The sequence below is a fragment of the Aeromonas sp. 82P genome, from assembly GCF_051919365.1.
Taxonomy (GTDB): Bacteria; Pseudomonadota; Gammaproteobacteria; order Enterobacterales; family Aeromonadaceae; genus Aeromonas; species Aeromonas veronii.
The window spans coordinates 2,213,193-2,236,872 of the sequence record NZ_JBQBEV010000001.1 but is presented as its reverse complement, the minus strand read 5'-3'; the positions used below and the strand labels follow the sequence as shown (position 1 = coordinate 2,236,872).

The window sequence follows — 23,680 nt, the reverse complement described above, 5'->3', positions numbered from 1 at the left end:
ACCCTATGCCCCAATCGCCAACAGCTCAGGCTGCCGCCCTCTCCCCCGTTTCCTGTTTATCCTGCTGGGCGCCCTGGCGGGTCTGACCCCGTTGGCGGTGGATATGTATCTGCCCGCCATTCCGGCCATCGCCCGGGATCTGGCCACCAGCATCGACGGCGCCCAGCTCACCATCAGCGCCTTTCTGGGCGGCTTTGCCATCGGCCAGCTCTTCTACGGCCCGCTGGCCGACAGCTATGGCCGCAAGCCGGTGATCCTGGCGGGGCTGGTGATGTTTGCCATCGCCTCGGTGGGTTGCGCCATGGCGGACTCCCTACCTGAATTGCTGGCCTATCGGATGTTGCAGGCAGCGGGCGGTGCGGCGGGCTCTGTGGTGGTCAATGCCCTGCTGCGCGATCTGTTTGAGAAGGATGCCTTTTCCCGCGCCATGTCATTCGTCATTCTGGTGATGACCCTGGCGCCGCTGGTGGCACCCGTGGTGGGGGGTTACATCAGTGCCCATGCCAGCTGGCGGGTGATCTTCTGGCTGCTGGTGGGGATCAGCCTGCTGATCTGTCTGGTGATGCAGTGGAAAATCGAGGAGACCCTGAAACCCGAGCACCGTCAGCCGCTCAAGATCGGCCAGATCCTCAAGAACTACTGGGGTGTGCTCTCCCATCGCGGCGCCATGGGTTACGTGCTGTGCGGCTCCCTCTCCAGCTCCGGCATGTTCGCTTTCTTAAGCGGCTCCCCTTACGTCTATATCGAGTATTTCAAGGTGCCGACCGAGCACTACGGCTGGCTGTTTGGCCTCAATATTCTGCTGATGATGGTGGTCACCTTCGTCAACAGCCGACTGGTGAAAGGGGTGGGCGCCGAGCGGATGCTGCAATACGGCCTGCTGGTGCTGCCCTGCGCGGGCGCCCTGCTGGTCTACAACGCCTGGAGCCAGACCGGCGGCCTGTGGGGCATCGTCATTCCGGTGGTGCTGTTTGTCGGCCATATCAGTCTGGTGGGCGCCAACGCCATGACCGGCCTGATGGGCCACTTCCCCCAATCTGCGGGCACCGCATCGGCACTGGCGGGCACCCTGCGCTTTGGCATCGGCGCCCTGGTCGGCATTCTGGTCAACCTCAATCCGCCCCACTCGCCGCTGCCCATGGCCATCGCCATCGCCTGCTGCTGCGTGGGCTCCACCCTGAGTTACTGGCTGCTGACCGGCAAGCGAGGCGATTGATCCCCCTCCCTCCTGTCAGGAAAACGAAAGAGGCTTCCGTCAACGGAAGCCTCTTTCGTACTGGCGGCCAGGCGTTCAGAACTGGGCACTGTTGAGCCAGAGGTGCGCCCCTATGCTCACCAGATAACCGAGCAAGATGGCAGGCAGCCACTTCAGGTGGCCAAAAAAGGTATACATGCCGTGGGCCTGTCCCATCAGGGCCACCCCGGCCGCAGAGCCGATGGAGAGCAGGCTGCCGCCCACTCCGGCGGTCAGGGTCACCAGCAGCCACTGTCCCAGCGCCATATCCGGGTTCATCGACAGCACGGCAAACATCACGGGAATGTTGTCGATGACGGAGGACAAGACCCCGATGAATATATTGGCCATGGTGGGATCCCCAGCGTCATACAGCCAGTGTGACACCAGCTCCAGATAGCCCATAAAGCCCAGCCCACCGACACACATCACCACCCCGTAGAAGAAGAGCAGGGTATCCCACTCCGCCTTGGCCACCTTGTTGAACACGTCAAATGGCACCACAGAACCCAGACTGCGCAACCGCACCTCATCACCATTGCGTTCATAGAGCGCACGCTTGCGGGCAAGGGATCGCGGCAGCGACTTGCGCAGATAAAACCCGAAAAACTGCAGATAACCGAGTCCCAGCATCATACCGAGCACAGGCGGCAGATGGAGAAAGCTGTGGCATAGCACTGCCGTGATGATGGTCAGCAAGAACAGTGCGACGATGCGGCGGGCTCCCCGCTTGAGATCGACCACCTCGTTATCAGCCTCCGGCACATGGCGCGGCACCATCAGGCTCATCAGGATGGCCGGCACCAGAAAATTGAGCAGAGAGGGGATCAGCAGGGTGAAGAACTGGCCAAATTGCACCTTGCCCGCCTGCCACACCATCAGGGTGGTGATATCACCAAAGGGACTGAACGCCCCTCCGGCGTTGGCGGCGATCACTATGTTGATGCAGGCAAGATTGACAAAACGCCGATCACCGTTGGCCACCTTCAACACCACGGCGCACATCAAGAGCGCAGTGGTCAGGTTGTCTGCCACCGGCGAAATACAGAAGGCAAGCCCGCCGGTCAACCAGAACAGGGTGCGCAAGTGAAAGCCGGATCGCACCAGCCAGGCGCGCAGAGCATCGAACAGCCGCCGGTCCTCCATGGCGTTGATATAGGTCATCGCCACCAGCAGGAACAGCATCAACTCGGCATATTCCAGCAGGGTATGGCGAAATGCCTGCTCGGCCGCCGGACTCATCCCCTGCTGTGCATAGGCGATACCGATCAGGATCCAGATCACCCCGGCGGCCACCAGCACGGGTTTGGACTTGCGCAGTTGCAGATACTCTTCAGCCATCACCAGGGCGTAGGCCAACACAAACAATCCGACACAAAAAAGTCCGATGGCGGAGGATGTCAACAAAACAGGGCCACTACTGGCATGGGCGGGAGGGATAAACAGGGAAAGCAGCAAAATAACAGGGGTGAGCGCAGACATGGTCTCTTCCTTTTAGAACCATCTGGCAATCATGCTAGCACCTGGATGAAAAGAAAAATTCATCCAGGTCAATTAACGCTTAATTGGTTTGCTGCCGAAACGCGGGATTATTTCTTGCCAAAACCCGACTGCTTGAGGGTATAGCCTGCGCTGTTTTGCCAGGCATCCAGACCGCTGCGGTTATTGCCCGCCACCAGACTGGCGGCCAGACTCGGACTATTGAACAGCTGATCGGCGGTAAAGACAAAGCCGCCCTGACTACGGGGCACTATGACCCCCTTCTCCAGCAGTTCGTGACGCAGCTCGATCACCGCTTCACGCAGGGAGGCGGCATCCTCGCCATTGGCGGTGGAACCGGCCAGCACCATAAAGCCGGGATTTTGCCGCTTGCCAACCGGATAACCGTGGGCCTCGGCCCCCTTGCCGTTGAAGTGGTAGAGCTCGCGCTCCCCCGGCCGGTTGTCGGAGAGTGCCTTTTGCAGGGTCATCAGCTCGTTGTAGATCTCGATGGGGACGACGGCAGCCTGCTTGTTGCCCTTGCTATCGATGATAAAACTGACTTGCTTGTGTAACATCCTTGCTCATCCTGTGACCCATGGAAGCCCCTATTCTAACCACCTCGGGCAAGCGGGATCCAGCGAGGATCCACTGCTCTTTTGCCGCCTTGATCACTAACTGGCACTCTTGATCAACCGTAAGGGGTGTTGATCATTGCTGGCCGTGCTAGCGTACCAAGCATGATGAAAGCCATTGACCATCAAACGGTTATCCCATGCTGACCCTGCGCAACCTCTGCAAGAGCTTCGATAACGGCAGTGAACGACTGCCGCTGTTCCACCATCTCGATCTCGCCCTCCCTGCTGGCGAGATCACCCTGCTGCTGGGCCAAAGCGGCTGCGGCAAGTCGACCCTGCTCAATCTGATCGCCGGGCTGATTGCACCGGACGAAGGGGAGGTCTGGCAGGGGGAGACCCGGATCGACAACCGATCCCCCGACGAGCGGGCGCGCCTGCGGGGTCGCCATTTCGGTATCGTCTATCAGGATTTCAACCTGCTGCCGACCCTCAACGTGGTCGAGAATCTGGCCCTGCCGCTCGCCATCAACGGTATGCCACCGGATGAGACAAGGATTGACCAGTTGCTGCACCGGCTCGATATGAGCCACAAGCGCCATGCCTGGCCGGAGCAGCTCTCCGGCGGCCAGCGACAGCGGGTGGCGCTGGCCCGCGCCCTTATCCATCAGCCCCAGTGGCTGCTCGCCGACGAGCCCACCGGCAGCCTCGATGAGCACAATGCCGAACAGGTGATGGCGCTGATGGTGGCGGCGGTGCGCGATACCGGCGCTGGCTTGCTGCTGGTGAGCCACAACCCCGCCTATGCCGCCCTGGCCGACAGAGTGCTGCGCCTTGAAGGGGGGCAACTTATCGAGCTCAAGAGACCCCATCATGACTAAGCGGCAACTGCGCCAGCCGGAGACACGCTGATGCTGCCACTCAAAGCGCTGCTGCGCCTCTATCGCAGCCACCCCTGGCTGCTGTTGATGAGTCTGGCCGGGCTGGTATTGGGGGTGTCACTGGTGGTGGCCATCGAGCTGCTCAACCACAGTGCCCGCACCAACTTCGTCGCCGCCCGCAGCCAGCTGGCAGGAGAAGCCAACTACCGGCTGGCCCCTGCTGGCGGGCTGGATGAGCAGCTTCACGTGCAGCTGGTGACCAGCCAGCCCGCCCTCGATGCCATGCCCCAGCTCCATGGCTGGCTCAAAGATGAGCAGGGGCGCAGCTTTCAACTGCTGGGAATGGATCTCTTCAACACCGGCCTCCTGCGCCAGCTGTTTGGCGCCCAACCCGCAAGCGAGCCCGACTTTTCCCTCAACCGCGCCGACAGCGTCTGGCTGTCGGCCCCCGAAGCGGAGCGCCTTGGCTGGCAAGCGGGCCAGAGCCGACGCTTTGTGCTGGGCGCCAGCGCCCGAACCCTGACCCTGACCCTAGCGGGCACCTTCGAACCGGGCGCCGTGCCCATGGAGCGGCTGCTGATAACCGACATCGGCCTCGCCCAACCGCTGCTGGATAAAGCGGGTCGGCTCGATCGCATCGTCTTCAAGCTAAGTGACGCTGAGGCTCGTACCCTGCAGGCCACTCTGCACACCCGTTACCCGAACCAGCCCTTGTGGCTTGAGCCCATCAGTCCGGCGCTCGATGCCAGCCAGCTTGGCGATGCACTGGCCCTTAACCTGACGGCGCTCTCATTGCTCGCCATGGCGGTGGGATTGTTTCTGGTGTTCAACGCCCAGCGATTTGTCCAGAGCGTGCGCCGCCCCCAGCTGGCCCAGTTGATCATTCTGGGGATGGGGCCGAGCCGGGTACTGCGCTGGCTCATTCTGGAGCTGCTTATTCTCGCCACGGTGGGCACCCTGCTCGGGGTGCTGCTGGGGAGCCTGTTGGCTCTCGCCCTGATGGGGCAACTGACCCAGGCGCTGGCCGATCTCTATGGGCCCAACCCCATCGATCTGCTTCGCCTCTCCCCTGTGAGCCTGCTCAAGGCGCTGTTGATCGGGCTGCTCGGCACGCTGGCTGCCAACCTGCCCGGCTGGTGGCAACTGCTGCGCCAATCCCCCCTCGAACTGCGAGCGGGAAGCAGCCGTCCCCCCGCTCACCCGTGGCGACGGCGCGTGCTGGCCATCGCCATCCTGCTGCTGTGCGCTCTGTGCCTGTGGCTACCGCAAACGGGTCTCACTGGCGCCCTCTTTATCGCCGGCGGCTGGCTGCTGGCCATGGCACTCTGGCTGCCCGATGCCCTGCGCGGCCTGCTTGGCTGGCTGCGACGGCGTGCGGGCGGCCCCCTCACCGCCCGGCTCGGGGTGGCCGAGACCCTCTATCATCTCGACCGCACCGCCATCGCGGTGATGGCATTGCAGCTGGCCATCGCGGCGGCCATCGGCATCGGGGTCATGGTGTCGAGCTTTCGCTCAAGCGTGGAGATCTGGCTCGGCCAGCGTCTGGCCGCCGATCTCTATGTCACCGCCCCCAAGGGGGTGGCGGGCAACAAGGGCACCTTGAGCGAAGCGACCCTTAAGACCCTGCTCGCCAATCCGCTGGTGAGCGCCGCCTCGCGCCGCTCGGTGCACCCAGCCGGCTGGCAGGGGCAGCCCATCGAGTGGGCGCAGATGGACTTTATTCTCCAGCTTAAAGCGGCCTATCCGCTGCTGGCCGGACGCTGGCCCACCCGCCCCGACGAAGTGCTGGCGAGCGAACCCCTGACGGTGCGCCTCGGGGTCAAGGTGGGCCAGACATTGGCGATCAGCGGCGAGCAGGGGCCAAGGCAGTTCACCGTCACCGGCGTCTATCAGGATTACGGCAGCGACAAGGGACAGATCCTGCACGCCTTCGAGGCGGGGGCGGTGCAATCCCTCGCCCTCTTTAGCAACGACCCCGAGCAACTGGCCGACCGTCTGCGCGAGCGCTTTGGCGAGCAGCTCAATCTGCTCTCCGCCCCCGCCATCCACAGCGCGGCGCTCAAGGTGTTTGACCAGACCTTTGTGGTGACCGAGCTATTGAAACTGCTGATCCTCGGCATCGCCTTTGTCGGGATTGGCTCGGCTTTTATGGTGCTGGGGCTGGCGCGCCGTGGCGAGCTGCAGACCTTGCAGAGTCTGGGCTTGAGCCCCCGCCACTGCCGCCAGCTGCTGGTGTGGCAAGGGGCGGGATTGGGGCTGCTTACCGCCCTGCTGGCCCTGCCGGTGGGCTATGGCCTCGCCTGGGTGCTGATCGAGGTGGTCAACCCCCGCGCCTTTGGCTGGCGCCTCGCCTTCGAGGCCGCCCCCCTTCATGCGGTCACCGCCCTGTTACTGGCACCGGTATGTGGGGCACTGGCCTCCTGGTATGCGGCAAGGAAAGTGGTATGAAACAGATCAAAGGGTGGCCGCTGGCGCTGGGTATGCTCTGGACGCTCTATAGCGGGACTATCGCTGCCAGCGATCTGGGCGCCCTGCTCGGGGGTGGCAACGACAGCTTTAAAAAGGTGCTGCCGGGGCAAACCATCCAATTGCCGGAGGAGCACGCAGCTCACCCCGATTACCGCTCCGAGTGGTGGTATCTCACCGGCAATCTCAAGGATGAGCAGGGGCGCGAATATGGCATGCAGTGGACCCTGTTTCGGCAAGGGATCGAACAAGAACTCCGCACCAGCAACCCCTGGCTAACCCCCCAGCTCTGGCTGGCCCAGTTTGCCATCACGGATCTCGACCGTGGTAGCCACCAGCAAGATGAACGGGCCAGTCGGCAGGGGCCGGGACTGGCGGGGGCCAGCGGTGGCCAATATTGGCTCAGGGAGTGGCGGCTTGCCTCCCAAGGGGCCGCGCTGTTCCCCGCCACCCTCAAGGTGCAGAGCAAGATTGGCGAGCTGAACCTCACCGTCACTGCCGCCAAGCCGCTGGTGCTGCAAGGCAAGGCCGGTTACAGCGAGAAGAGCCCGGGCAACGCCTCCTTTTACTACTCCTACCCGCGCCTCACTCTTCGCGGCACCCTGACTCGTGATGGCGAAACCCGCACCGTCACCGGACAAGGGTGGTTTGATCACGAGTGGAGCAGCTCGGTATTGGCCGAATGGCAATCGGGCTGGGACTGGTTTTCGCTGCAACTGGCCGATGGCCGCGAGCTGATGCTGTTTCGCCTGCGCACCAAGGCAGGCCGCGCAGAACCAGAAAATCGTTACGGTATTTTGATTGAGCACGATGGCAGCAGCCGGGTGCTCGCCCCCGACGCGATTCACCTTACGCCGGGCAACACCTGGCGCGGCCCCAAGGGGCAGGATTACCCCGTCGAGTGGCAGCTAAACGCCGCCGGAATGAGCCTCACCATCAAAGCCCGTCAGCCCAATCAGGCAATGACAGGTCGCTTTGACTACTGGGAGGGAGCTGTCTCTGTCTCGGGGGATGCCAAGGGAGTTGGCTATCTGGAGATGACCGGCTACTGAACACCCTCGACAAACGTGGCCGGTCTGATCGATGACCTAAAAACAAATCGCCCTGATAACAGGGCATCACAGTGATTTTGCCCAGCCCCCCCTGTCACTTGGCATCAGTCGTCAAGGATGCCTTTTCTGTTTGTTTATCGAACAACCCTCCCCCGTTCAACCCGCAGCCAATTTGGCTCTAGTCTGATCCTCGTCAAAAAACCTTTCAAAATCCGAGCGATAACTAACTTTTTGCTCACTTAAATTAGTCATCGTTTGATATCTTTCTCATCCGGCACTCAAGGTTCCAAAGGCAGCTAGGAAAAGCGTATGGATTGGCCCGCCTTAATTGGGTTAAAAACAGCATGCCAAAGGCTGAAAATTCATGCAGCAGTAATCTTTTGGCTGATAGGAAAATATCATCACAATGTTTAACGTCATCATCTGAAATTTAAATAAACATATTCATTCATAGAATGATACTAAAAAGAGGAATCCATGGAGCAATATAAACTTCAACTATCTTCTGTCAGGCATACAGCTCCTGATGGTATTGAAATGGGAGTTATGAATGATGGAACCCCTTACCTTGGCGCAAGAGGTTTGGCTACACTTTGTGGTGTAGCTCCGAGTGTTATTATTACTCTAGTAAAAGACTGGCAAATTGACTTGCGCACTAAGCCTCGTGGCCAAGCTATAGAGAGACTAATTCTAGAGCAGGGAGGTGATCCAAATAATCTTTATGTGCCAATTACTGTTGATGGAAAAACTTACCATGCTATTAATGATACAAATTGCATGGCAATCCTTGAGTATTATGCTTTCGACTCACAAATACCTCAAGAACAAGCAAAACGTAACTACCGTAGCCTTGCAAAATTAACACTTCGCACATTTATATATGAACACACAGGTTATAACCCTGAAGATGCAATACCACATTACTGGAAAGTATTTCATGAGAGGATAACTCTCAATGAGTTGCCATCTGGTTATTTTAGTGTGTTCTCTGAAATTGCTAACTTAATAATTTCCAGCATTAGAAACGGTATGCCGTTTGACAGCAAAACAATGCCTGACATTAGCGTTGGTATCGCATGGGGAAAGCACTGGAGTGATCATGCGCTAAATCATAAATATGGTGATAGAATAAAACACCGTCATAACTTCCCTATTGATTTTCCTCAAAAAGATCCGATGGCATGGATTTACCCTGTAGATGCTCTTGGAGAATTCCGTCGCTGGATGGACAACATTTATGTAACGCAAAAATTCGGGCCATATCTACATAAAAAGCTAAAGGATGGAAAGCTAAATAATATTGATGTTCCAGCTCTAATTGCGGCAGTGCAACCAGTCCGCCTAAATTAGCTATAGCTTGTTATTAAAAACATGAAAGTCATTAAGTTAATAACAATCCAACCTAGAGCCGATAATAAATTAAAAGGATAAAAATATGACTGAATGGATACATGTAAATTCAACTGCAATTCGTCGCGTTGGTTACAATGCAGAGTCTATGCAAATGTTTATTGATTTCGAAGATAGCAATCCTGTATATACGTTTTATAGCGTTCCAGAACATATTTTTAGGTCTTTTGTAACTGCACGTTCAGTTGGTCAATACTACCATCAACATATAAAAGGTAGATATAGGAATTAATCTTTAAAGACCGTATTTTGTGAGTGCATCTGTTTATGTTGATTATGGGCAGCACATTTATAACGCGCTCCTTGATACAAAAACAATCTAACTTAATCTTTAGAAAACCCGTACTTTGTTGAACTCAGGAGTTATTATGCCTTTCACATATAAAGTTGATACATTTATCCCTACCGTATCAGGTTGTGGTGCGAAAGATAATGGATGGGACTCTAAACGCTGTGAACAATTTCAAGCTTTCCTTAATCAATATGCCGAAAGTGGATGGCGTTTACATTCTAGTGATTTTAGAGAAGTTACCGTCGCTGGCTGTGGGGGTGGAAAAGGAGCTTGGTTAGTCTGTGTTTTTGAGAAAGAGTTATGAAGATAATGGCAATATTGGCTGTTCGATTTTATCAGAAACATTTACGCCATCTTCATAATAGACGGTGCATTTACACGCCTTCATGCTCTAACTATACCATTGCAGCCATTGAAAAATACGGCGCAATAAAAGGTTGCCGATACGGTTATTTACGAATAAAGCGTTGTAATGGTGCCTTATATAAAGGCGGTGAGGACTTACCTTAACAGTTAGTTACCTAAACGTCAAAGAAGTGCATATTCAATTGACATTAACATTATAAAACCCCGGCAAAAAATTTTATTCCGGGGTTTCTTTCAATTATCAGATTAAGATCGTTTATTCGGCGAGTAGGCACACCACATCCTAACCGATAGAGAATACACCACAAAAAAATCTTTACTCGAATATCTCCAGCTCTGAGTAACAATTCGAGATAACTAGTTATTTCCTCCCGCTCCCCAACGATTGAATAAACGCCAGGGTACGGCGATTAAACTGCTCCGGCTGCTCCACATTGCAGACATGGCCGCACTGTTCGATCACCGCCAGTGAGGAGCTGGCATCGCGGGCCACCTGTTCGCGCACTGGCGCCAGAAACATATGATCCTCCTCCCCCATCACATAGAGGGTGGGTATGGGCAGGGAGCGTTCGCGGAAGTAACGCATCAGCGGGTTGACCTCGGTGGCGAGGCGGAACCAGCGTTTGAACTCTTTCTGGCAGAGCTTGCGAGCCTCGCGCACAAAGAGGTTGCGCGACTCCTGATGGTGCTGGCGCGGCATGATGATGAAGGCAAACAGCCGATAGAGCCACATATAGGGCAGGAAGTGCTGGCCGAGTCGGCCCAGTTGCACCAGCACCCGCGAGCGGATATCGAGCCGCAAAATGGCGCCCCCCAGTACCATGCTCTTGACCCGCTCCGGGCAGAGCTCGGCCAGATGGCGAATAAGGATGGTACCAAGGGAGATGCCGACAAAGTGGGCGCGGCGGATATCGAGATGATCGAGCAGCCGAACGATATCTTCGGTCACTTCCCGAAAGCTGTAGTGGCCCTTGACCACCTGTTGCAGCTGGTGGGACTGGCCGTGGCCGCGCAAATCCAGCAGCAATACATTGAAGTGTTCGCGATAGGCGCGCAGCTGTTTGAACCAGATGGAGGAGCTGCCACCGGCGCCGTGGACAAACACCACCCAATCCCGCTCGGGACCCAGTTCGAAAGTCTTGTGATACAACATCCAATAGGCTCCCTTGGTGATGGGGGGTATACTCGGCTGCGCGCATATTAACAGAACAGGCCCGCCGATAGATATGCGCCTGACATGACCCGGATCACCCCTTGCGCGAGAACTTTCCATGGATTTGACCCGTTTGCGCCACTTTCTGCTCTCCCTGCCGGGCGCCACCGAAGATACCCCGTTTGGCCCGGAGATCCTGGTCTACCGCATCGCGGGCAAGATGTTCGCGCTGGTGGATTGGCAGGCCGAGCCGCTGACCATCAACCTCAAATGCGAGCCCGAGCTGGCGTTGCTGCTGCGCGAGATCCACCCCGAGGTCAAACCGGGCTGGCATATGAACAAGCAACACTGGAACACAGTAACCCTGAACAGCACCTTGCCAGATGATCTGTGGCAGGGCTGGGTGCACCACTCCTATGAGCGGGTTGTCGCGGGTCTGCCCAAAGCCAAACGGCCACAGGCGCCGCGCCCCCTCTCCCCCACTGACGATCCAACCTTATGACGCCAGCACTTAGTCCAGCACTTTGTATTGTCCCCCTTGGTGAGGCACATATCCCCGCCCTCGTAGCCTTGTTTGAGCAGGCGGTGCGACGCAGCGGCCCCGAGCACTACAGCGCCGAACAGGTGGAGCAGTGGGCCCTCGGTTCACATCATCCGGGCTTTGTCAGCCAGCTGCGCGAGCACCACGGCTGGGTAGCGGAGCAGGCAAATGTGCCCCTCGGTTTTGTCACCCTGAGCCCCGATGGCCACCTCAGTCTGCTCTATGTCAGCGCCGACCATCAGCGCCAGGGACTGGGCAATCTGCTGCTCACCACTGCGCTCGCAGGGGCCAGAGGGCTCGGTATGACCCTCATCACCACCGAGGCCAGCGCCTTCAGTTATGAGCTATTTTTACGACATGGCTTTACGTTGACCGGGCTGGAGTGCGTAGAGCGGGGCGGAGTCAGTTTTACGCGCCATCGCCTGCACTGCTGCTTGCCAAGCTAGGGCAAGCCACTAAAATACGCTTAATTTTCGTATTGTTACTGTATTGAGGCAGCAACCATGGTGGTAGAAAGTGAAGGCTATATCTCGCTGATCGAGTATCTGGTGGAGAGTTTGGGATTGTTTGAATCCCAGCAGCAGAACGATGGTGAAGAGACCATCGAAGATCTGGTCAGTGGCCGTGTTGCCAGCAACCTGATGGCCATTTGCGAGCAAAACCCCCAGCTCGATCCCAAGGTGCGTTTCGCCATCATGCAGGAGGCCGACGCCGTGGTCGCCGACCTGGAAGAGGTGCTCTCCGCCGTCTGGCTGCGCGCCCCGACCCCGGAACAGAAAACCTTCCTCATCGAGTTTATCGATCTCATCAAGAACCTGTTCGACAGCGCCATCGGCTGATCTGCCGTCCGGCTCTCCCGCCCAACGCAAGATTTCAAAGCAGCAGATAAGGAAAAGGGCCGCCTTGGTGGGCAGCCCTGCTTGCTATCATTTTCAACCCGCCAGTGCGTTCATTCATCAGGCGGTTATCAAGGCAAGAAATGTGTCTGGACTTTGCATCCGATCCCTGGACGCTACCTAGTTAGTCCCGACTGGTCGCAATAAGTTCCCTCCTCCGACCATTTATTTTCACTTTTATTAAGAAATCGACTACAAACCTGTTCAGCGGTTCAGGCTGGGTGGCAAACAGACTCCAATGCCACCCAATCCGCAGTAACCATCCGGATTTTTCTCCAGATATTGCTGATGGTAATCCTCGGCGTAGTAGAAGGGCGCCAGCGGCAGAATGCGGGTGGTGATGGCACGGCTGTCGCCGCTTGCCGCCATCGCCTGCTGGTAGGCCGCCATGCTCTGCTGGGCAATGATCTGCTGGCTCTCGTCGCCATAGAAGATCACCGAGCGATACTGGGTGCCAATGTCCCCGCCCTGACGCATCCCCTGCGCCGGATCGTGCTGCTCCCAGAACAGTCTGAGCAGGTCGCCGTAGCTGATCACCGCCGGATCAAACACCACCTGCACCGTCTCGGCATGACCAGTCAGCCCGCTGCACACCTCTTTGTAGGTGGGATTCTGGGTCACGCCGCCCTGATAACCTGCCGCGGTGGAGTAGACGCCCGGCTGCTGCCAGAATAGGCGCTCAACGCCCCAGAAACAGCCCATGCCAAACCAGGCGATCTCCATGTTCTCGGGCCAGGGACCCTGGGTCGGGTTGCCATTCACCGCATGCTGCTGACCAATCACCATCGCTTCGCGTCGTCCCGGCAGGGCATCTGCCGGTGAAATAATCTGTTCCATGAATTCTGTCCTTGTATAAAACCCTGTGAAATCACACAGCTGACGAAAAGGAGCATCGAAGATAGCAGTTTATCGCGCCGGATCAACCGGCGGGCCCCTCCCCGCTCGCTCCGGCGGCCATCTGCACCGTCCGTCCCTCTTTCCCGATCCGCACGGCCAAGCCGCCCCTCGTAGACCAGAAACGGCCAAAATCAATATTTAGTCTTGATTTGTGAATTAATTTTCATATATTGAGCCAATCGCTGTTTTTTTATGGAAGAAATATCAAGTGCGTGAACGCGAACCCAGTCTGGTCAATGCCTTCCGGCAATCCACCCCCTATGTCAATGTGCATCGGGGTGCCACCTTTGTGCTGATGATGGGGGGAGAAGCCATCTGCCACCCCAACTTCGCCAATATCGTCAGCGATATCGCCCTGCTGCAGACACTGGGCATACGCCTGGTGCTGGTGTTTGGTTCACGTCCGCAAAACGATGAGGCGCTGGCCCGCGCCGGTATCGAGGCCCAGTATCACAAGCGGATCCGGGTCACCGATGACGAGAGTTTTACCATCATCAAACAGGTGTGTGGCGGCCTGCAATATGACATCACCGCCCAGCTCTCCATGGGGCTCGCCAATACCCCCATGCAGGGGGCGCGGATCAGCGTTGTGAGCGGCAACTTCGTCACCGCCCAGCCGCTGGGGGTGGATGATGGCATCGACTTTTGCCACAGCGGCCGGGTGCGCCGCATCGACGTGGAGGGGATCACCCGCCAGCTCGATCAGAAGAGTCTGGTGCTCATCTCCCCCATCGGCTGCTCTGTTACCGGCGAGAGCTTTAACCTGAGCTCGGAAGAGGTGGCTCGCCGGGTGGCGGTCGACCTCAAGGCGGACAAACTCATCTGCTTTAGCAGCACCCAGGGGGTAATGGACAGACGCGGCGAAGCCATCTCCGAGCTCTTCCCCGAGCAGGCCGAAGAGCTGCTGGTGGAGCTGGAGCAAGCGGGCGAAGAGATGTCCGGCACTGCCCGCTACCTGCGTGCGGCCATTGCCTCCTGCCGTGGCGGCGTGCCCCGCTCCCATCTGGTGAGCTATCAGGATGATGGCGCCATGCTGCAGGAGCTGTTCAGCCGCGACGGCCTCGGCACCCAGATCGTGCGGGAAAGTGCCGAACAGGCCCGCGCCGCTACCATCGAGGATATCGGCGGCATTCTGGATCTCATTCGCCCGCTGGAGGAGGAAGGCATTCTGGTGCGCCGCTCCCGCGAGCAGCTGGAGATGGAGATCGACAAGTTCACCATCATCGAGCGCGATGGTCTCATCATCGGCTGCGCGGCCCTCTACTGCTTTATGGAGGAGGCGATGGCGGAGATGGCCTGCGTCGCCATCCACCCCGACTATCGCAACTCCAACCGGGGGGATCAGCTGGTGGCCAAGGTGGCCGAGCGGGCCAAGCGGCTCGGCATTCGCCGCCTGTTCGTGCTCACCACCCGCTCCATCCACTGGTTCCGGGAGCGGGGCTTCGATCCGCTGGAAGTGGAAGATCTGCCGGTGGCGCGCCAGCGTCTCTACAACTGGCAGCGCCGTTCCAAGGTTTTGTCAAAGACCATTGCCTAAGCCATTGATTCTGTGTTGAGTTAGCCGACAATTTGAACTTTTTCACAAACTCGATTGACAGTGCAATCCAACGCAGGTTATTTCTAAATGCACTCCACCGCCCTGGTGGAGCCAGAAGAGGAGCGCTGCCCAGGCAGCCCAAGGGAGGACGCCAGCGTCCGGTGAACTTGGGTCAGGGGGAGCAGCGCCGAGACGAGTGAGGAGACTGGTAACCTCAACGTCGGCTGCGGGGGCTGAATCCCCCGGGTTGTCATCGGTAGTGATCATCCCCCACCGCGCCCTGTAAGGGGCGGTACGGGATGGGCTCTGCAGGTGGAGTGCTTCTGGCCGGGATAGCTTCGTTCATTCCTGCCATTTTCAGCCTCCTCCTCTCTTTTTTGCCCGATGGAACCGGAATCTTAAAATAAGACAGGAGTAAGCAATGAGCCCGATCAATGTCGCCAAGTTTGGCGGAACCAGTGTCGCCAACTTCCCGGCCATGAATCACTGCGCCGACATCGTGCTGGCCAATCCCGCCACCCGGGTGGTGGTACTGAGCGCCAGTGCCGGTGTCACCAACCTGCTGGTCGCTCTGGCACAAGGGGAGCTGGACGAGGCGGGCCGCGACGAGCAGCTGGCCAAACTGGCCGGGATCCAGCAGGCCATTCTGGCCGCTCTCGGCAACCCTGTTGATGTGAGCGCCCTCATTCATGGCCAGCTGGACGAGATCCGCCTCATGGCCCAGCAAGCCCACCAGCATACCGATGCGGAGCTGGCCGATCGCCTCATCGCCTGCGGCGAGCTGATGTCTACCCGCCTCTTTACCGAGCTGCTGCGCCAGCGCGGCGTCAAGGCCCACTGGCAGGATGTGCGCCAGCTGATGCGCACCGACAGCCGCTTTGGCAAGGCCACCGTCGATCTGGCCACCACCCGTACCCTCTGCCAGCAGACGCTGGGCCCGCAGCTTGGCGACAGCCTTATCATCACCCAGGGCTTTATCGGTGCCGATGGCGATGGCCGCACCACCACGCTGGGGCGCGGCGGCTCTGACTACAGCGCGGCCCTGCTCGCCGAAGCGCTCGATGCCGCCAGTATCGAGATCTGGACCGATGTGCCCGGCATCTACACCACGGATCCGCGCCTCGTCACCCGCGCCCGCCCCATTCCCGAAATCAGCTTTGTCGAGGCGGCCGAGATGGCCACCTTCGGTGCCAAGGTGCTGCACCCCGCCACATTGCAACCGGCGGTGCGCCAGAATATTCCGGTGTTTGTCGGCTCCGCCAAGGATCCTGCCGCCGGTGGTACCTGGATCCGCGCCAGCACAGATTCAAGCCCGCTGTTTCGCGCCGTCGCCCTGCGCCGCCAGCAGGTGCTGGTGACCCTGCACAGCCTCAACATGTTCCACGCCTACGGCTTTTTGGCCGAAGTGTTCGGCATTCTGGCCCGTCACCGTATCTCGGTCGATCTCATCACCACGTCGGAGGTGAGCGTGTCACTGACGCTGGATCACACCGGCAGCCAGAGCAACGGCGAACCGATCCTGAGCGACAAGGTACTGGCCGAACTGGGGCAACTCTGCAAGGTGGAGGTGGAAACCGGTCTGGCACTGGTGGCGCTCATCGGCAACCGGATGAGCGAAGTGAACGGCGTGGGCAGTCAGGTCTTTGACGCCCTGCGCGAGCACAACATCCGGATGATCTGCTACGGCGCCAGCGCCCACAACCTCTGCTTCCTGGTCAAGGAGAGCGAGGCGGGCAATATCGTCAACCGCCTCCATCAGGAGTTGCTGGACTGACCCTCACCGCTAGGCAATTTCGAACACGCAACAGGGCGCCAGCAAGGCGCCCTGTTTATTTGTATTCCGCAAAGGTATCGGCTCAGGCAAGGCTGGTGGCAGGCAACTGGCAGGCCACTGCCTCCCGACGCAGCTGCTGCAAGCGGGCCAGCAGCCCGGTCTGGCCCAGCTCCGTCTCCTGAGGCGAGAGATTGTCCACCAGCAGCGGATAGTGATCCGTCACCGCCTGCATCAACCAGTCGAGGCGACGCAGGGTGAGCGGGCCGCAGCTCTGGCCGCTCAGATCATCGGCCACATCGAGCCGGTGGCTGCGATACATGTCCCGCCACCAGTTGGCGACCACCGCCTCGTCGCTCGCCAGCGCGGCGCTCCACTCCCCTTGCAGGGCGTGCAGGCGGGCCAGCACGGGCGCGCTGGCCCCTTCGCGGATCAGGTGGTGGATCTCCCGTTTCACCCATTTCAGACAAAGCTCGCGCCAGTAGCGAAATTGCGGCAAAGGATCGGCCTCATCGAGCCAGAGTCCGGAGAGGGTACGGGTCTCCAACCGTTCCGGCACATGGAACTGCGGGTCGACCAGACCATTGGAGTTGTATTCAAAGCGGGGATCGAAGGTCCACATATAGCCAAAGTCGAACACGCAGATCTGCTCGCCGTCATCGAGCAGGTTGCCCGGGCTCGGGTCCCAGTCAAACCAGCCCCAGCGGGCCAGCTCACCCTGCACCTCCAGCATCTGGGCCAGATTGCGTTCGTTGAGCTGATGGACCGGCACGCCCCGCAACCAGGGGGAGACCAGCACACCGGCCCGCGCCGAGCCGAAGCTGGTGCAGACCACGTGGGAGAGGACAGTAGGATGCAGCTCGCGCAGCGCCTCGATTTCGCGCCGCCGCTCCAACTCGGTCAGAAAGGCAGTCTTGCCATCGAGGTTGGCCACCAGTGAATCCTGACGGCGCCGCTTGAGGCACCAGTGATGCCCCTCCACCTTGAGGTGAAACACCTCGGCGGTGAGACCGTGGCGATAGACCTTGACCACAGCCGGATGGCTATCCTTCAGCTTGACCAGTTGGGCCAGCGGCAGCGGGCAGTCGCGCTCGCGTCCGATCCGGATCTCTTCCTTGCTCTCCAGCATGCGCAGCAATCTGGCCTGACGTGCCATCACTTTGGGATTCATACATGTACCTCCAGTCGCTATCGAGAGACTAAACAGCAGACCCCTCCCAAGCCAGCGGCAAAACCCCATGATGACGCTTTCATCACATATTCCGAACAACCCCTCGATCGGGATCACAATTTGCAAGGTCGAGCTGTAACCAAATATTCATTAAGTGGTCATTAAATTGACAAGCTGAAGCAAGGCCCGCACCATCGGGTCAAACTCTATGCGGATGAACGATCTCTCCCTCACTCGCTCAAAGGATGAGCTTATATGAATCGCCCCTCCTCAGGCCGCCCCCACGTCCTGAGTCTGCCCTCTCTGCTGCTTGCCCTGCTGGGCGGATTGCTGCTGCTGACCCTGTTGTTGCCGCTGATCAATCCCGGTAGCTGGCTGGGCCGTGCCCAGCCGCTGGTGCTGGGCCCCGCCGACAATCCGCTGGCTACCCTCACCCGCCACGCCCTGCTCTATAAAAGCGACAGCCGCGGCCTCTATCTGGTGGTGCGCAGCCAGTGGCAGTTGCGAGGGCCGCTGCAAGCAGGGGACAAGGTGCGGGTGGAGCTGCTCAACGACAAGGGGGAGCGGATTGACCAGCTCAGTCAAGCGGTGGATAAACGTCAGGTATGCCGCAATAACCGCTGCACCCTGGATCTCAACAGCACCCTGCGGGCCCCGGACGATGCCCTTGATAGCCGCTATCAGTTGCGCATCGGTCTGCTGCTCAAGGATCGCCCCGAGAGCGGCGATTTCAGCCAGATCCTGCAAACCCTGCCGGAGCAGGGCTTCAACCTCACCTATCTGGTGGTGAGCCTGACGCTGGTACTGGCCCTGAGCGCCGCCGTGCTCAAGACGGTGCTGCCAAAGCTGCGCCGCAGCCTGCGCTGGCGGATCATCGGCAGCCTGCTGCTCGGCAACCTCACCTTCGTGCTGCTGCACGGCTTCGTGGTATTCAAGCTGGGGGAGTTTCTGCTCTGGTCAGGCTTTCGCCCAGAGCACTACTATCTGGCCTGGGGCAGCATGGTGCTGGGCTGGAGCCTCTGCGCGCTGGCGGGCTTCAACCTCTATATGGGGCTGGTCTTTACCGCGCTTTCCGGTATAGGCCTGCTCGCCAACTTTATGAAGATCGCCATCTACTGCGTGCCGCTCGGCGGGGACGATTTTGGCAACCTGCTGGCGCTGCTGCGGATCCTGCTCGACCAGCACCCCATCCTGCCCATCTTCACCGTGTTGCTGGCACTGTCTCTCTGCTGGCGCTTTGCCCTGTCACGCTGGGTGCTACGCACAGTCGCCGCCACCGTTGCCTTTTTTGCCCTGTGCGTCTTTGCCACCCAGACCGGCAACAAGCTGCTGGGGGCCAACATTCGCTACGTGGATCGCGCGGTCAACTACCACAGGGACATCATCCGCTCCGGCCCCGGCCTCTATCTGTTCAATCTGGTGGACGAGATGCTGCAAAGTGGCAGCGTGTTTCGCTACCCCTTGCAGATCAACGAGCTGGCCCCGCAGCTGAGCTATCCGCCCCAGAGCATAGCGCCGCGCTGGGATCTGGTGATCGTGCTGCAATATGAGTCGCTCTGGCTCGACTGGAAGGGGCGGATCTGCGCCCCGGCTCCCACCCTCTCCCTGCCCGCCAGCGTGCAGCAGTGGCAAAAAACCATCCACTCCCCCACCACCGGCGGCATGACGGTACTGGCGGAGTTCGAGATGAACACCGGCCTGCCGGTGGGCTTGCTCAAGCAGGGGGTGGTGCCCTACTACTACCTCTCGCAACAGGTGCCGGGGCTGGCCCAGAGCGCCAGACAGAGCGGCTACCAGACCCTGTTCGCCCACCCTTATGTGGAAAAATTCTGGGGCCGCGCCAAGGCGATCCCGGCGCTCGGCTATGAGGAGCGCTGGTTCGACACCCGCTTCACCACCCTTGAGCACAAGGGACTCTATATCTCCGATGATGCGCTGATCGACCACCTGCTCAAGCGCAGCGAACAGGATGACAAACCGCTGTTTGCCTATGCGGTCACCATGCAGGGGCACGGCCCCTTCGATGGCCCCCGCTATCAGGGGCAGGAGCGCAGCGGCGCCTGCCCGAACCAGAGCGAGAGTGACACCCAGCTGCTCAACACCTACTACACCGGGGTGGTGGATGCCATGGCCTCGCTGGAGCGGCTGCTCAAGACCCTCGACCAGTCAGGCAAGCGCTATCTGGTGGTGGCCTTTGGCGATCACCAGCCGTTTTTGATGTCCGCCGGCAAGGGCATTCACGGTGACAAGCCGGCGCGCGATGCCACCTACCAGATCCCCATGATGGCCTTCACCCGCGCCGATGATCCCCTCAATCTGGCGACCCAGTTTGCGCCGGTGCGCCAGCTCTACCAGATGGGTCAGGCCACCCGACAGCTGCTGGCGGGGGATATCACCCCCATCGAAGAGAAACCCCTGCTCCATCCGGTGCTGGGAGAAGAGAAAGGATTCGACCCATCAAGCCTGGTGCCGCAGATCCGCGCCAGCTTCCGACCCGATGCCCTGCCCTGATCCCTCCCCACAAAAACAGACAAGGCCGCATCCGCGGCCTTGTTGTTGGACATTCATTTCGCCCTCATTCTGCTCGCCACCAGGGCTGCAGCAAGGTGAGCTGCTGGCGGTCGAGATCGAGCGCCACCTCGATACCCAGCGGCAGCGTCAGCATGGGGTGGGTATGGGCGCAGTCAAACTCCGCCAGAATGGGGAAGTTCGGCTCCCCCACCACCTCCAGCAGGATATCGAGGGGGCGCTTGCCGCTACCCTGATCGTTGAACAACTCGTGCTTGCCGAGGATAAGCCCGCCGATCCTATCAAATATCCCGCACAGCTTGAGGTGGGCAAAGGAGCGCTCCACCGTCTCGGCAGATTTCAGGCTGTCCTCCAGCAGCAGAATGTCGCCGTGCTCGATGGGCGGCATATAGGGGGAGCCCCAGATCCCCGCCATGGTGTTGAGGTTGCCGCCAATCAGCCGTCCCTCAACCCGGCCTGAACCCACCGAGATCAGCCGATTGGGCTGGCAGCGCTTGGCCCGGGTCTGGCTTTCCCAATCGAGCCGTTCATCGCTCCACAGCACCGGGGTGGGCAGCGTGCAGGGGACGCCAGCTTCGTCGGCCGATGCAATCTGCAAAAAACTGGCCAGCGTCTCATCCACCAGCGGCGGCAACTCGCCAAAGGAGGCCACCAGCGCCGGGCCATAAAAGGTAACCAGGCCAGTTTGGGCGTGGATGCCAAGCAGCAGGGCCGTCACATCGGAGTAGCCAACGATGATCTTGGGATCGCGCCTCAGCGCATCAAAATCGAGATAAGGGAGCAGGGAGTTGGAGTTGCTGCCGCCAATCACCGACATGATGCAGCGTACTTCTGGGTCGCGAATAAGGGCGTTGAACTCCTCGGCCCGCGCGGCGATGGAGCCGGAGCGCCAGTGATCCTGCTGGCCGGTGAGGCTGCCCGCCTTGAGCCTAAAGCCCCGCCCCTCAAGAAAGGCTTTTGCGCGGGCAAAACGGTTGGGAGCCCTGGCGGTCGCCGCGCTGGAGGGGGAGAAAAAAGCGATGGTATCGCCACGTCGGAGCAGCGGGGGAACCAATAACGTCATGACACACTCATCCTTGCCAATATCCAGCCATCACAGAGTCGTTGAGACTCCTACACAACCCCTTTGATCACAACGGGTTTATCACCGTCGTTTAGAAATACAAAACACTTAATTCATTATTAACAGATATTCTAAACACTATCCCCTTCCTAGAATGACCTCATTGCGATGGCCAACCCCGGTTGGTTGTCAGAATGGTCGGCCTGACAGCCCGAACGTTCTCTTTCCCACTTTTTCTCTCTGACTTATCAATGAGGTGCCTGTCATGAACAAAAACGCATCCCCCAGCGCATTGGTTGTAGAAGGCGGCGCCATGCGCGGCATATTTGCCAGCGGCGTGCTGGATGCGTTTATCGAGCATGACTATCGCCCCTTTGACTTCGCCATCGGTGTCTCGGCGGGGGCCACCAACTTGCTGGCTTATCTCGCCAGCCAGCATGGCCGCAGCCACGAGATCCTGACCAAACTGGCATGCAGCCAGCAGTTTATGGATCCCCTGCGCTTTGCCAAGGGGGGCAATCTGGTGGATATCCACTGGCTGTGGAACACCAGCTGTCGCAAGTATCCCCTCGACATTCACGCCTACCGGGAGACCGGCATCCCCTTCTATGCGGTGGTGACCAATACCCTGACCGGCAAGGCGGAGTACATCCGGGTCAAGCCGGAGAACATGAACGAGGTGCTGCCCGCCAGCTGCGCCATTCCCCTCGCCTCCCACGAATACCCGGAGGTGCACGGGGTGCCGATGACAGATGGGGGGGTGGCCGACTCCATCCCGGTGATCGAGGCCTACCGCCGCGGTGCCCGTCACCTGACTGTGATCCTCTCCGAGCCCCTTGGCTATCGGCTCAAGCCGATGCCCTTCCCCTGGATGATCCGCACTCTGCTCAAGACCCGCCCCGCACTGGCACAGGCGCTGGAGCAGCGGGATCGCAGCTACAACGAGGCGCTCGATTTTATCGCCAATCCGCCGGATGACTGCCAGATCGAGGTGATCGCCCCGGCCGACTACTTCCCCGTCTCCCGTTTCACCCGCGATATCAACAAGCTGGAGATGGGATACGTGATGGGCAAGTGCGCAGGCTATCAGGCCGCCCTGCTCAATTGATAAGGGTTTTACAGGCATGACCCGACCTGCCGTGACGCTCGCTCCGCCAACACAATAACAATCGGGTCAGTTGAGCAACATGAGTCATAAAAACAGACCGTGGCGAGGCAAGCGCGGCCAGAACCGGTGCCAGACACTCTTAGCGGCTTGCGCCTCATCCCTATGCCAGGGCATCTCACCCTCATACAAGGTGTTTATTTATGTCGTTTCTTCTCACCCATCCCGCGCTGGCGCAGCTGTTCGAGCGGCTGCTGCCCGATTACCGGATCATGGCGCCCGCGGCCGAATATCGGGGCGGCCGCTTCTCCGACACCGACAACGTCACCTACCACAGCATCCGTCATCCGGCCGATCTGGTGTGGCAGGAGAAGTCCCACTTCTCCCCAAAAGAGGTGGTGCTCCCCATCACCCAGACCCTGTTCCACTTCGACAATCTGGAGCTGCGCGAATCCAAGGTGGAGGCCAAGCCCACCCTGCTGTTCTTGCGCAGCTGTGATATCCACGCCCTGCGCAGGCTGGATCAGGTCTACCTGAAAAATGGCCAGAACAGCGACGTCTACTACGCCCGGCTGCGCAGCAAGCTCAAGCTGGTACTGCTGGAGTGCCGCGAGAGCTTCGAGAACTGCTTCTGCGTCTCCATGGGCAGCAACGAGACCCAGGACTACGCCGCCGCCATTCGTCTGAGCGATGAGGGTGCCCGCATCGAGGTGAAGGATCCCGAGCTGCTCGGCTACTTTGCCGAACTGGGTGAATCCGACGACTTCACCCCGGAATTTGTCCAGAGCAACCCGGTCAAGGTGCGCACCCCGGACAGCATTTGTGACGACCCCCAGCGGATCCGCCAGATCCTCACCGCCCATCCGGTCTGGGCCGAGTACGACAGCCGCTGCATCGGCTGCGGCCGCTGTACCACCTCCTGCCCGACCTGCAGCTGCTACAGCGTGCATGACCTCACTTATGCGGAGAACCCCAAGCAGGGCGAGCGCCGTCGCCAATGGGCCAGCTGCATGGTGGATGGCTTCAGCGACATGGCCGGTGGCCACGGTTTTCGCGCCAAGCATGGCGAGCGCCTGCGTTATCGCGCCCTGCACAAGGTCAACGACTACAAGGCCCGTCAGGGAGAGGAGCACATGTGCGTCGGCTGCGGCCGCTGCGACGATCGCTGCCCTCACTACATCTCCTTTAGCAACATCATCAACAAGATGACCGATGTGGTCGAACAGACCATCGCAGCCGACAACGCGCAGGGGGCGAACTGA

The 23,680-nt window shown here is 59.3% G+C and carries 22 protein-coding genes and 1 riboswitch; of the genes, 16 read left to right on the top strand and 6 right to left on the bottom strand.

Annotated elements, in window-relative coordinates; genetic code table 11:
- Window positions 1-103: 103 nt before the first annotated feature.
- The gene (locus ACTG2S_RS10305; RefSeq protein WP_439982457.1) at window positions 104-1,216 is read left to right on the top strand and encodes a Bcr/CflA family multidrug efflux MFS transporter; all 1,113 of its coding nucleotides are present in this window, start codon (window positions 104-106) and stop codon (window positions 1,214-1,216) included.
- A 75-nt stretch (window positions 1,217-1,291) separates the two neighbouring features.
- Here the strand turns inward: ACTG2S_RS10305 and nhaD are convergent, their stop codons facing one another.
- Window positions 1,292-2,716 (bottom strand): sodium:proton antiporter NhaD, encoded by a 1,425-nt coding sequence (gene nhaD, locus ACTG2S_RS10300; protein ID WP_274160422.1) that lies wholly within the window; start codon window positions 2,714-2,716, stop codon window positions 1,292-1,294.
- 107 nt (window positions 2,717-2,823) lie between these two features.
- Window positions 2,824-3,291 carry a DUF4357 domain-containing protein gene (locus tag ACTG2S_RS10295; protein ID WP_005333716.1) on the bottom strand — a complete coding sequence of 156 codons (468 nt, stop codon included), beginning with the start codon at window positions 3,289-3,291 and terminating at the stop codon, window positions 2,824-2,826.
- A 197-nt stretch (window positions 3,292-3,488) separates the two neighbouring features.
- Here ACTG2S_RS10295 and ACTG2S_RS10290 point away from each other — a divergent pair, with 197 nt between their 5' ends.
- From ACTG2S_RS10290 to yidD, 7 genes are all read left to right on the top strand, one after another.
- The gene (locus ACTG2S_RS10290; protein WP_274160421.1) at window positions 3,489-4,169 is read left to right on the top strand and encodes an ABC transporter ATP-binding protein; all 681 of its coding nucleotides are present in this window, start codon (window positions 3,489-3,491) and stop codon (window positions 4,167-4,169) included.
- Between the two features lie 30 nt (window positions 4,170-4,199).
- Complete coding sequence (locus tag ACTG2S_RS10285; protein WP_439982452.1) at window positions 4,200-6,617, top strand: FtsX-like permease family protein; 2,418 nt, start codon at window positions 4,200-4,202, stop codon at window positions 6,615-6,617.
- The gene (locus tag ACTG2S_RS10280) at window positions 6,614-7,687 is read left to right on the top strand and encodes a lipocalin-like domain-containing protein (protein ID WP_439982450.1); all 1,074 of its coding nucleotides are present in this window, start codon (window positions 6,614-6,616) and stop codon (window positions 7,685-7,687) included. Before ACTG2S_RS10285 ends, ACTG2S_RS10280 begins: the two co-directional genes overlap by 4 nt.
- 477 nt (window positions 7,688-8,164) lie before the next feature.
- Window positions 8,165-9,037, top strand: a complete 873-nt coding sequence (locus tag ACTG2S_RS10275) for a hypothetical protein (RefSeq protein WP_407956819.1) — start codon at window positions 8,165-8,167, stop codon at window positions 9,035-9,037.
- Window positions 9,038-9,122: 85 nt separating this feature from the next.
- Window positions 9,123-9,329, top strand: a complete 207-nt coding sequence (locus ACTG2S_RS10270) for a KTSC domain-containing protein (protein ID WP_317102167.1) — start codon at window positions 9,123-9,125, stop codon at window positions 9,327-9,329.
- Between the two features lie 136 nt (window positions 9,330-9,465).
- Window positions 9,466-9,693 (top strand): DUF4177 domain-containing protein, encoded by a 228-nt coding sequence (locus tag ACTG2S_RS10265; RefSeq protein WP_129503841.1) that lies wholly within the window; start codon window positions 9,466-9,468, stop codon window positions 9,691-9,693.
- The gene (gene yidD / locus ACTG2S_RS10260; RefSeq protein ID WP_439982447.1) at window positions 9,690-9,899 is read left to right on the top strand and encodes a membrane protein insertion efficiency factor YidD; all 210 of its coding nucleotides are present in this window, start codon (window positions 9,690-9,692) and stop codon (window positions 9,897-9,899) included. The genes ACTG2S_RS10265 and yidD overlap by 4 nt, the downstream gene beginning before the upstream one ends.
- Before the next feature lie 217 nt (window positions 9,900-10,116).
- Here the strand turns inward: yidD and ACTG2S_RS10255 are convergent, their stop codons facing one another.
- Entirely contained in the window at window positions 10,117-10,908 is a 792-nt protein-coding gene (locus ACTG2S_RS10255; RefSeq protein WP_040066426.1) for an alpha/beta fold hydrolase, read from the bottom strand.
- A gap of 118 nt (window positions 10,909-11,026) precedes the next feature.
- Here ACTG2S_RS10255 and ACTG2S_RS10250 point away from each other — a divergent pair, with 118 nt between their 5' ends.
- From ACTG2S_RS10250 to ACTG2S_RS10240, 3 genes are read left to right on the top strand one after another with little or no spacing between them, the layout of a single operon-like run.
- The gene (locus tag ACTG2S_RS10250) at window positions 11,027-11,410 is read left to right on the top strand and encodes an MmcQ/YjbR family DNA-binding protein (protein ID WP_069555061.1); all 384 of its coding nucleotides are present in this window, start codon (window positions 11,027-11,029) and stop codon (window positions 11,408-11,410) included.
- A complete protein-coding gene (locus tag ACTG2S_RS10245) occupies window positions 11,407-11,895 on the top strand; it encodes a GNAT family N-acetyltransferase (protein WP_439982446.1) in 489 nt (162 codons plus the stop codon). The genes ACTG2S_RS10250 and ACTG2S_RS10245 overlap by 4 nt, the downstream gene beginning before the upstream one ends.
- A gap of 57 nt (window positions 11,896-11,952) precedes the next feature.
- A complete protein-coding gene (locus tag ACTG2S_RS10240) occupies window positions 11,953-12,288 on the top strand; it encodes a DUF3802 family protein (protein ID WP_005333735.1) in 336 nt (111 codons plus the stop codon).
- 261 nt (window positions 12,289-12,549) lie between these two features.
- Here ACTG2S_RS10240 and msrA read toward each other — a convergent pair whose 3' ends face one another.
- The gene (msrA, locus tag ACTG2S_RS10235) at window positions 12,550-13,182 is read right to left on the bottom strand and encodes a peptide-methionine (S)-S-oxide reductase MsrA (protein WP_005352745.1); all 633 of its coding nucleotides are present in this window, start codon (window positions 13,180-13,182) and stop codon (window positions 12,550-12,552) included.
- A gap of 268 nt (window positions 13,183-13,450) precedes the next feature.
- Between msrA and argA the strand changes: the two genes are divergently transcribed.
- Together argA and lysC are read left to right on the top strand one after the other, a co-directional pair.
- Entirely contained in the window at window positions 13,451-14,779 is a 1,329-nt protein-coding gene (gene argA, locus ACTG2S_RS10230) for an amino-acid N-acetyltransferase (RefSeq protein WP_005345063.1), read from the top strand.
- Between the two features lie 107 nt (window positions 14,780-14,886).
- Window positions 14,887-15,110: riboswitch (Lysine riboswitch) on the top strand.
- Between the two features lie 90 nt (window positions 15,111-15,200).
- Window positions 15,201-16,553 (top strand): lysine-sensitive aspartokinase 3, encoded by a 1,353-nt coding sequence (gene lysC, locus ACTG2S_RS10225; RefSeq protein WP_274160417.1) that lies wholly within the window; start codon window positions 15,201-15,203, stop codon window positions 16,551-16,553.
- A gap of 82 nt (window positions 16,554-16,635) precedes the next feature.
- On the opposite strand, the gene ACTG2S_RS10220 is transcribed toward lysC, so the two are convergent.
- Entirely contained in the window at window positions 16,636-17,721 is a 1,086-nt protein-coding gene (locus ACTG2S_RS10220) for a hypothetical protein (protein WP_274160416.1), read from the bottom strand.
- Window positions 17,722-17,976: 255 nt separating this feature from the next.
- On the opposite strand from ACTG2S_RS10220, the gene ACTG2S_RS10215 reads away from it, so the two are divergent.
- Entirely contained in the window at window positions 17,977-20,232 is a 2,256-nt protein-coding gene (locus tag ACTG2S_RS10215; RefSeq protein ID WP_439982443.1) for an LTA synthase family protein, read from the top strand.
- Window positions 20,233-20,296: 64 nt separating this feature from the next.
- On the opposite strand, the gene ACTG2S_RS10210 is transcribed toward ACTG2S_RS10215, so the two are convergent.
- The gene (locus ACTG2S_RS10210; RefSeq protein ID WP_274160414.1) at window positions 20,297-21,313 is read right to left on the bottom strand and encodes a S66 family peptidase; all 1,017 of its coding nucleotides are present in this window, start codon (window positions 21,311-21,313) and stop codon (window positions 20,297-20,299) included.
- Window positions 21,314-21,578: 265 nt separating this feature from the next.
- Between ACTG2S_RS10210 and ACTG2S_RS10205 the strand changes: the two genes are divergently transcribed.
- Both ACTG2S_RS10205 and asrA read left to right on the top strand, forming a co-directional pair.
- Entirely contained in the window at window positions 21,579-22,421 is an 843-nt protein-coding gene (locus ACTG2S_RS10205) for a patatin-like phospholipase family protein (protein WP_042080448.1), read from the top strand.
- Window positions 22,422-22,621: 200 nt separating this feature from the next.
- Window positions 22,622-23,680 carry an anaerobic sulfite reductase subunit AsrA gene (asrA, locus tag ACTG2S_RS10200; protein WP_075113046.1) on the top strand — a complete coding sequence of 353 codons (1,059 nt, stop codon included), beginning with the start codon at window positions 22,622-22,624 and terminating at the stop codon, window positions 23,678-23,680.

Bases quoted from the DNA above. Each gene is read 5' to 3' on its own strand.
- ACTG2S_RS10305 (WP_439982457.1), top strand. From the start codon at position 104: ATGTATCTGCCCGCCATTCCGGCCATCGCCCGGGATCTGGCCACCAGC.
- ACTG2S_RS10215 (WP_439982443.1), top strand. From the start codon at position 17,977: ATGAATCGCCCCTCCTCAGGCCGCCCCCACGTCCTGAGTCTGCCCTCT.
- ACTG2S_RS10280 (WP_439982450.1), top strand. From the start codon at position 6,614: ATGAAACAGATCAAAGGGTGGCCGCTGGCGCTGGGTATGCTCTGGACG.
- ACTG2S_RS10265 (WP_129503841.1), top strand. From the start codon at position 9,466: ATGCCTTTCACATATAAAGTTGATACATTTATCCCTACCGTATCAGGT.
- ACTG2S_RS10240 (WP_005333735.1), top strand. From the start codon at position 11,953: ATGGTGGTAGAAAGTGAAGGCTATATCTCGCTGATCGAGTATCTGGTG.
- yidD (WP_439982447.1), top strand. From the start codon at position 9,690: ATGAAGATAATGGCAATATTGGCTGTTCGATTTTATCAGAAACATTTA.
- ACTG2S_RS10285 (WP_439982452.1), top strand. From the start codon at position 4,200: ATGCTGCCACTCAAAGCGCTGCTGCGCCTCTATCGCAGCCACCCCTGG.
- ACTG2S_RS10210 (WP_274160414.1), bottom strand. From the start codon at position 21,313: ATGACGTTATTGGTTCCCCCGCTGCTCCGACGTGGCGATACCATCGCT.
- ACTG2S_RS10250 (WP_069555061.1), top strand. From the start codon at position 11,027: ATGGATTTGACCCGTTTGCGCCACTTTCTGCTCTCCCTGCCGGGCGCC.
- ACTG2S_RS10290 (WP_274160421.1), top strand. From the start codon at position 3,489: ATGCTGACCCTGCGCAACCTCTGCAAGAGCTTCGATAACGGCAGTGAA.
- ACTG2S_RS10255 (WP_040066426.1), bottom strand. From the start codon at position 10,908: ATGTTGTATCACAAGACTTTCGAACTGGGTCCCGAGCGGGATTGGGTG.
- msrA (WP_005352745.1), bottom strand. From the start codon at position 13,182: ATGGAACAGATTATTTCACCGGCAGATGCCCTGCCGGGACGACGCGAA.
- ACTG2S_RS10245 (WP_439982446.1), top strand. From the start codon at position 11,407: ATGACGCCAGCACTTAGTCCAGCACTTTGTATTGTCCCCCTTGGTGAG.
- ACTG2S_RS10205 (WP_042080448.1), top strand. From the start codon at position 21,579: ATGAACAAAAACGCATCCCCCAGCGCATTGGTTGTAGAAGGCGGCGCC.
- ACTG2S_RS10275 (WP_407956819.1), top strand. From the start codon at position 8,165: ATGGAGCAATATAAACTTCAACTATCTTCTGTCAGGCATACAGCTCCT.
- lysC (WP_274160417.1), top strand. From the start codon at position 15,201: ATGAGCCCGATCAATGTCGCCAAGTTTGGCGGAACCAGTGTCGCCAAC.
- ACTG2S_RS10295 (WP_005333716.1), bottom strand. From the start codon at position 3,291: ATGTTACACAAGCAAGTCAGTTTTATCATCGATAGCAAGGGCAACAAG.
- asrA (WP_075113046.1), top strand. From the start codon at position 22,622: ATGTCGTTTCTTCTCACCCATCCCGCGCTGGCGCAGCTGTTCGAGCGG.
- ACTG2S_RS10220 (WP_274160416.1), bottom strand. From the start codon at position 17,721: ATGAATCCCAAAGTGATGGCACGTCAGGCCAGATTGCTGCGCATGCTG.
- ACTG2S_RS10270 (WP_317102167.1), top strand. From the start codon at position 9,123: ATGACTGAATGGATACATGTAAATTCAACTGCAATTCGTCGCGTTGGT.
- nhaD (WP_274160422.1), bottom strand. From the start codon at position 2,716: ATGTCTGCGCTCACCCCTGTTATTTTGCTGCTTTCCCTGTTTATCCCT.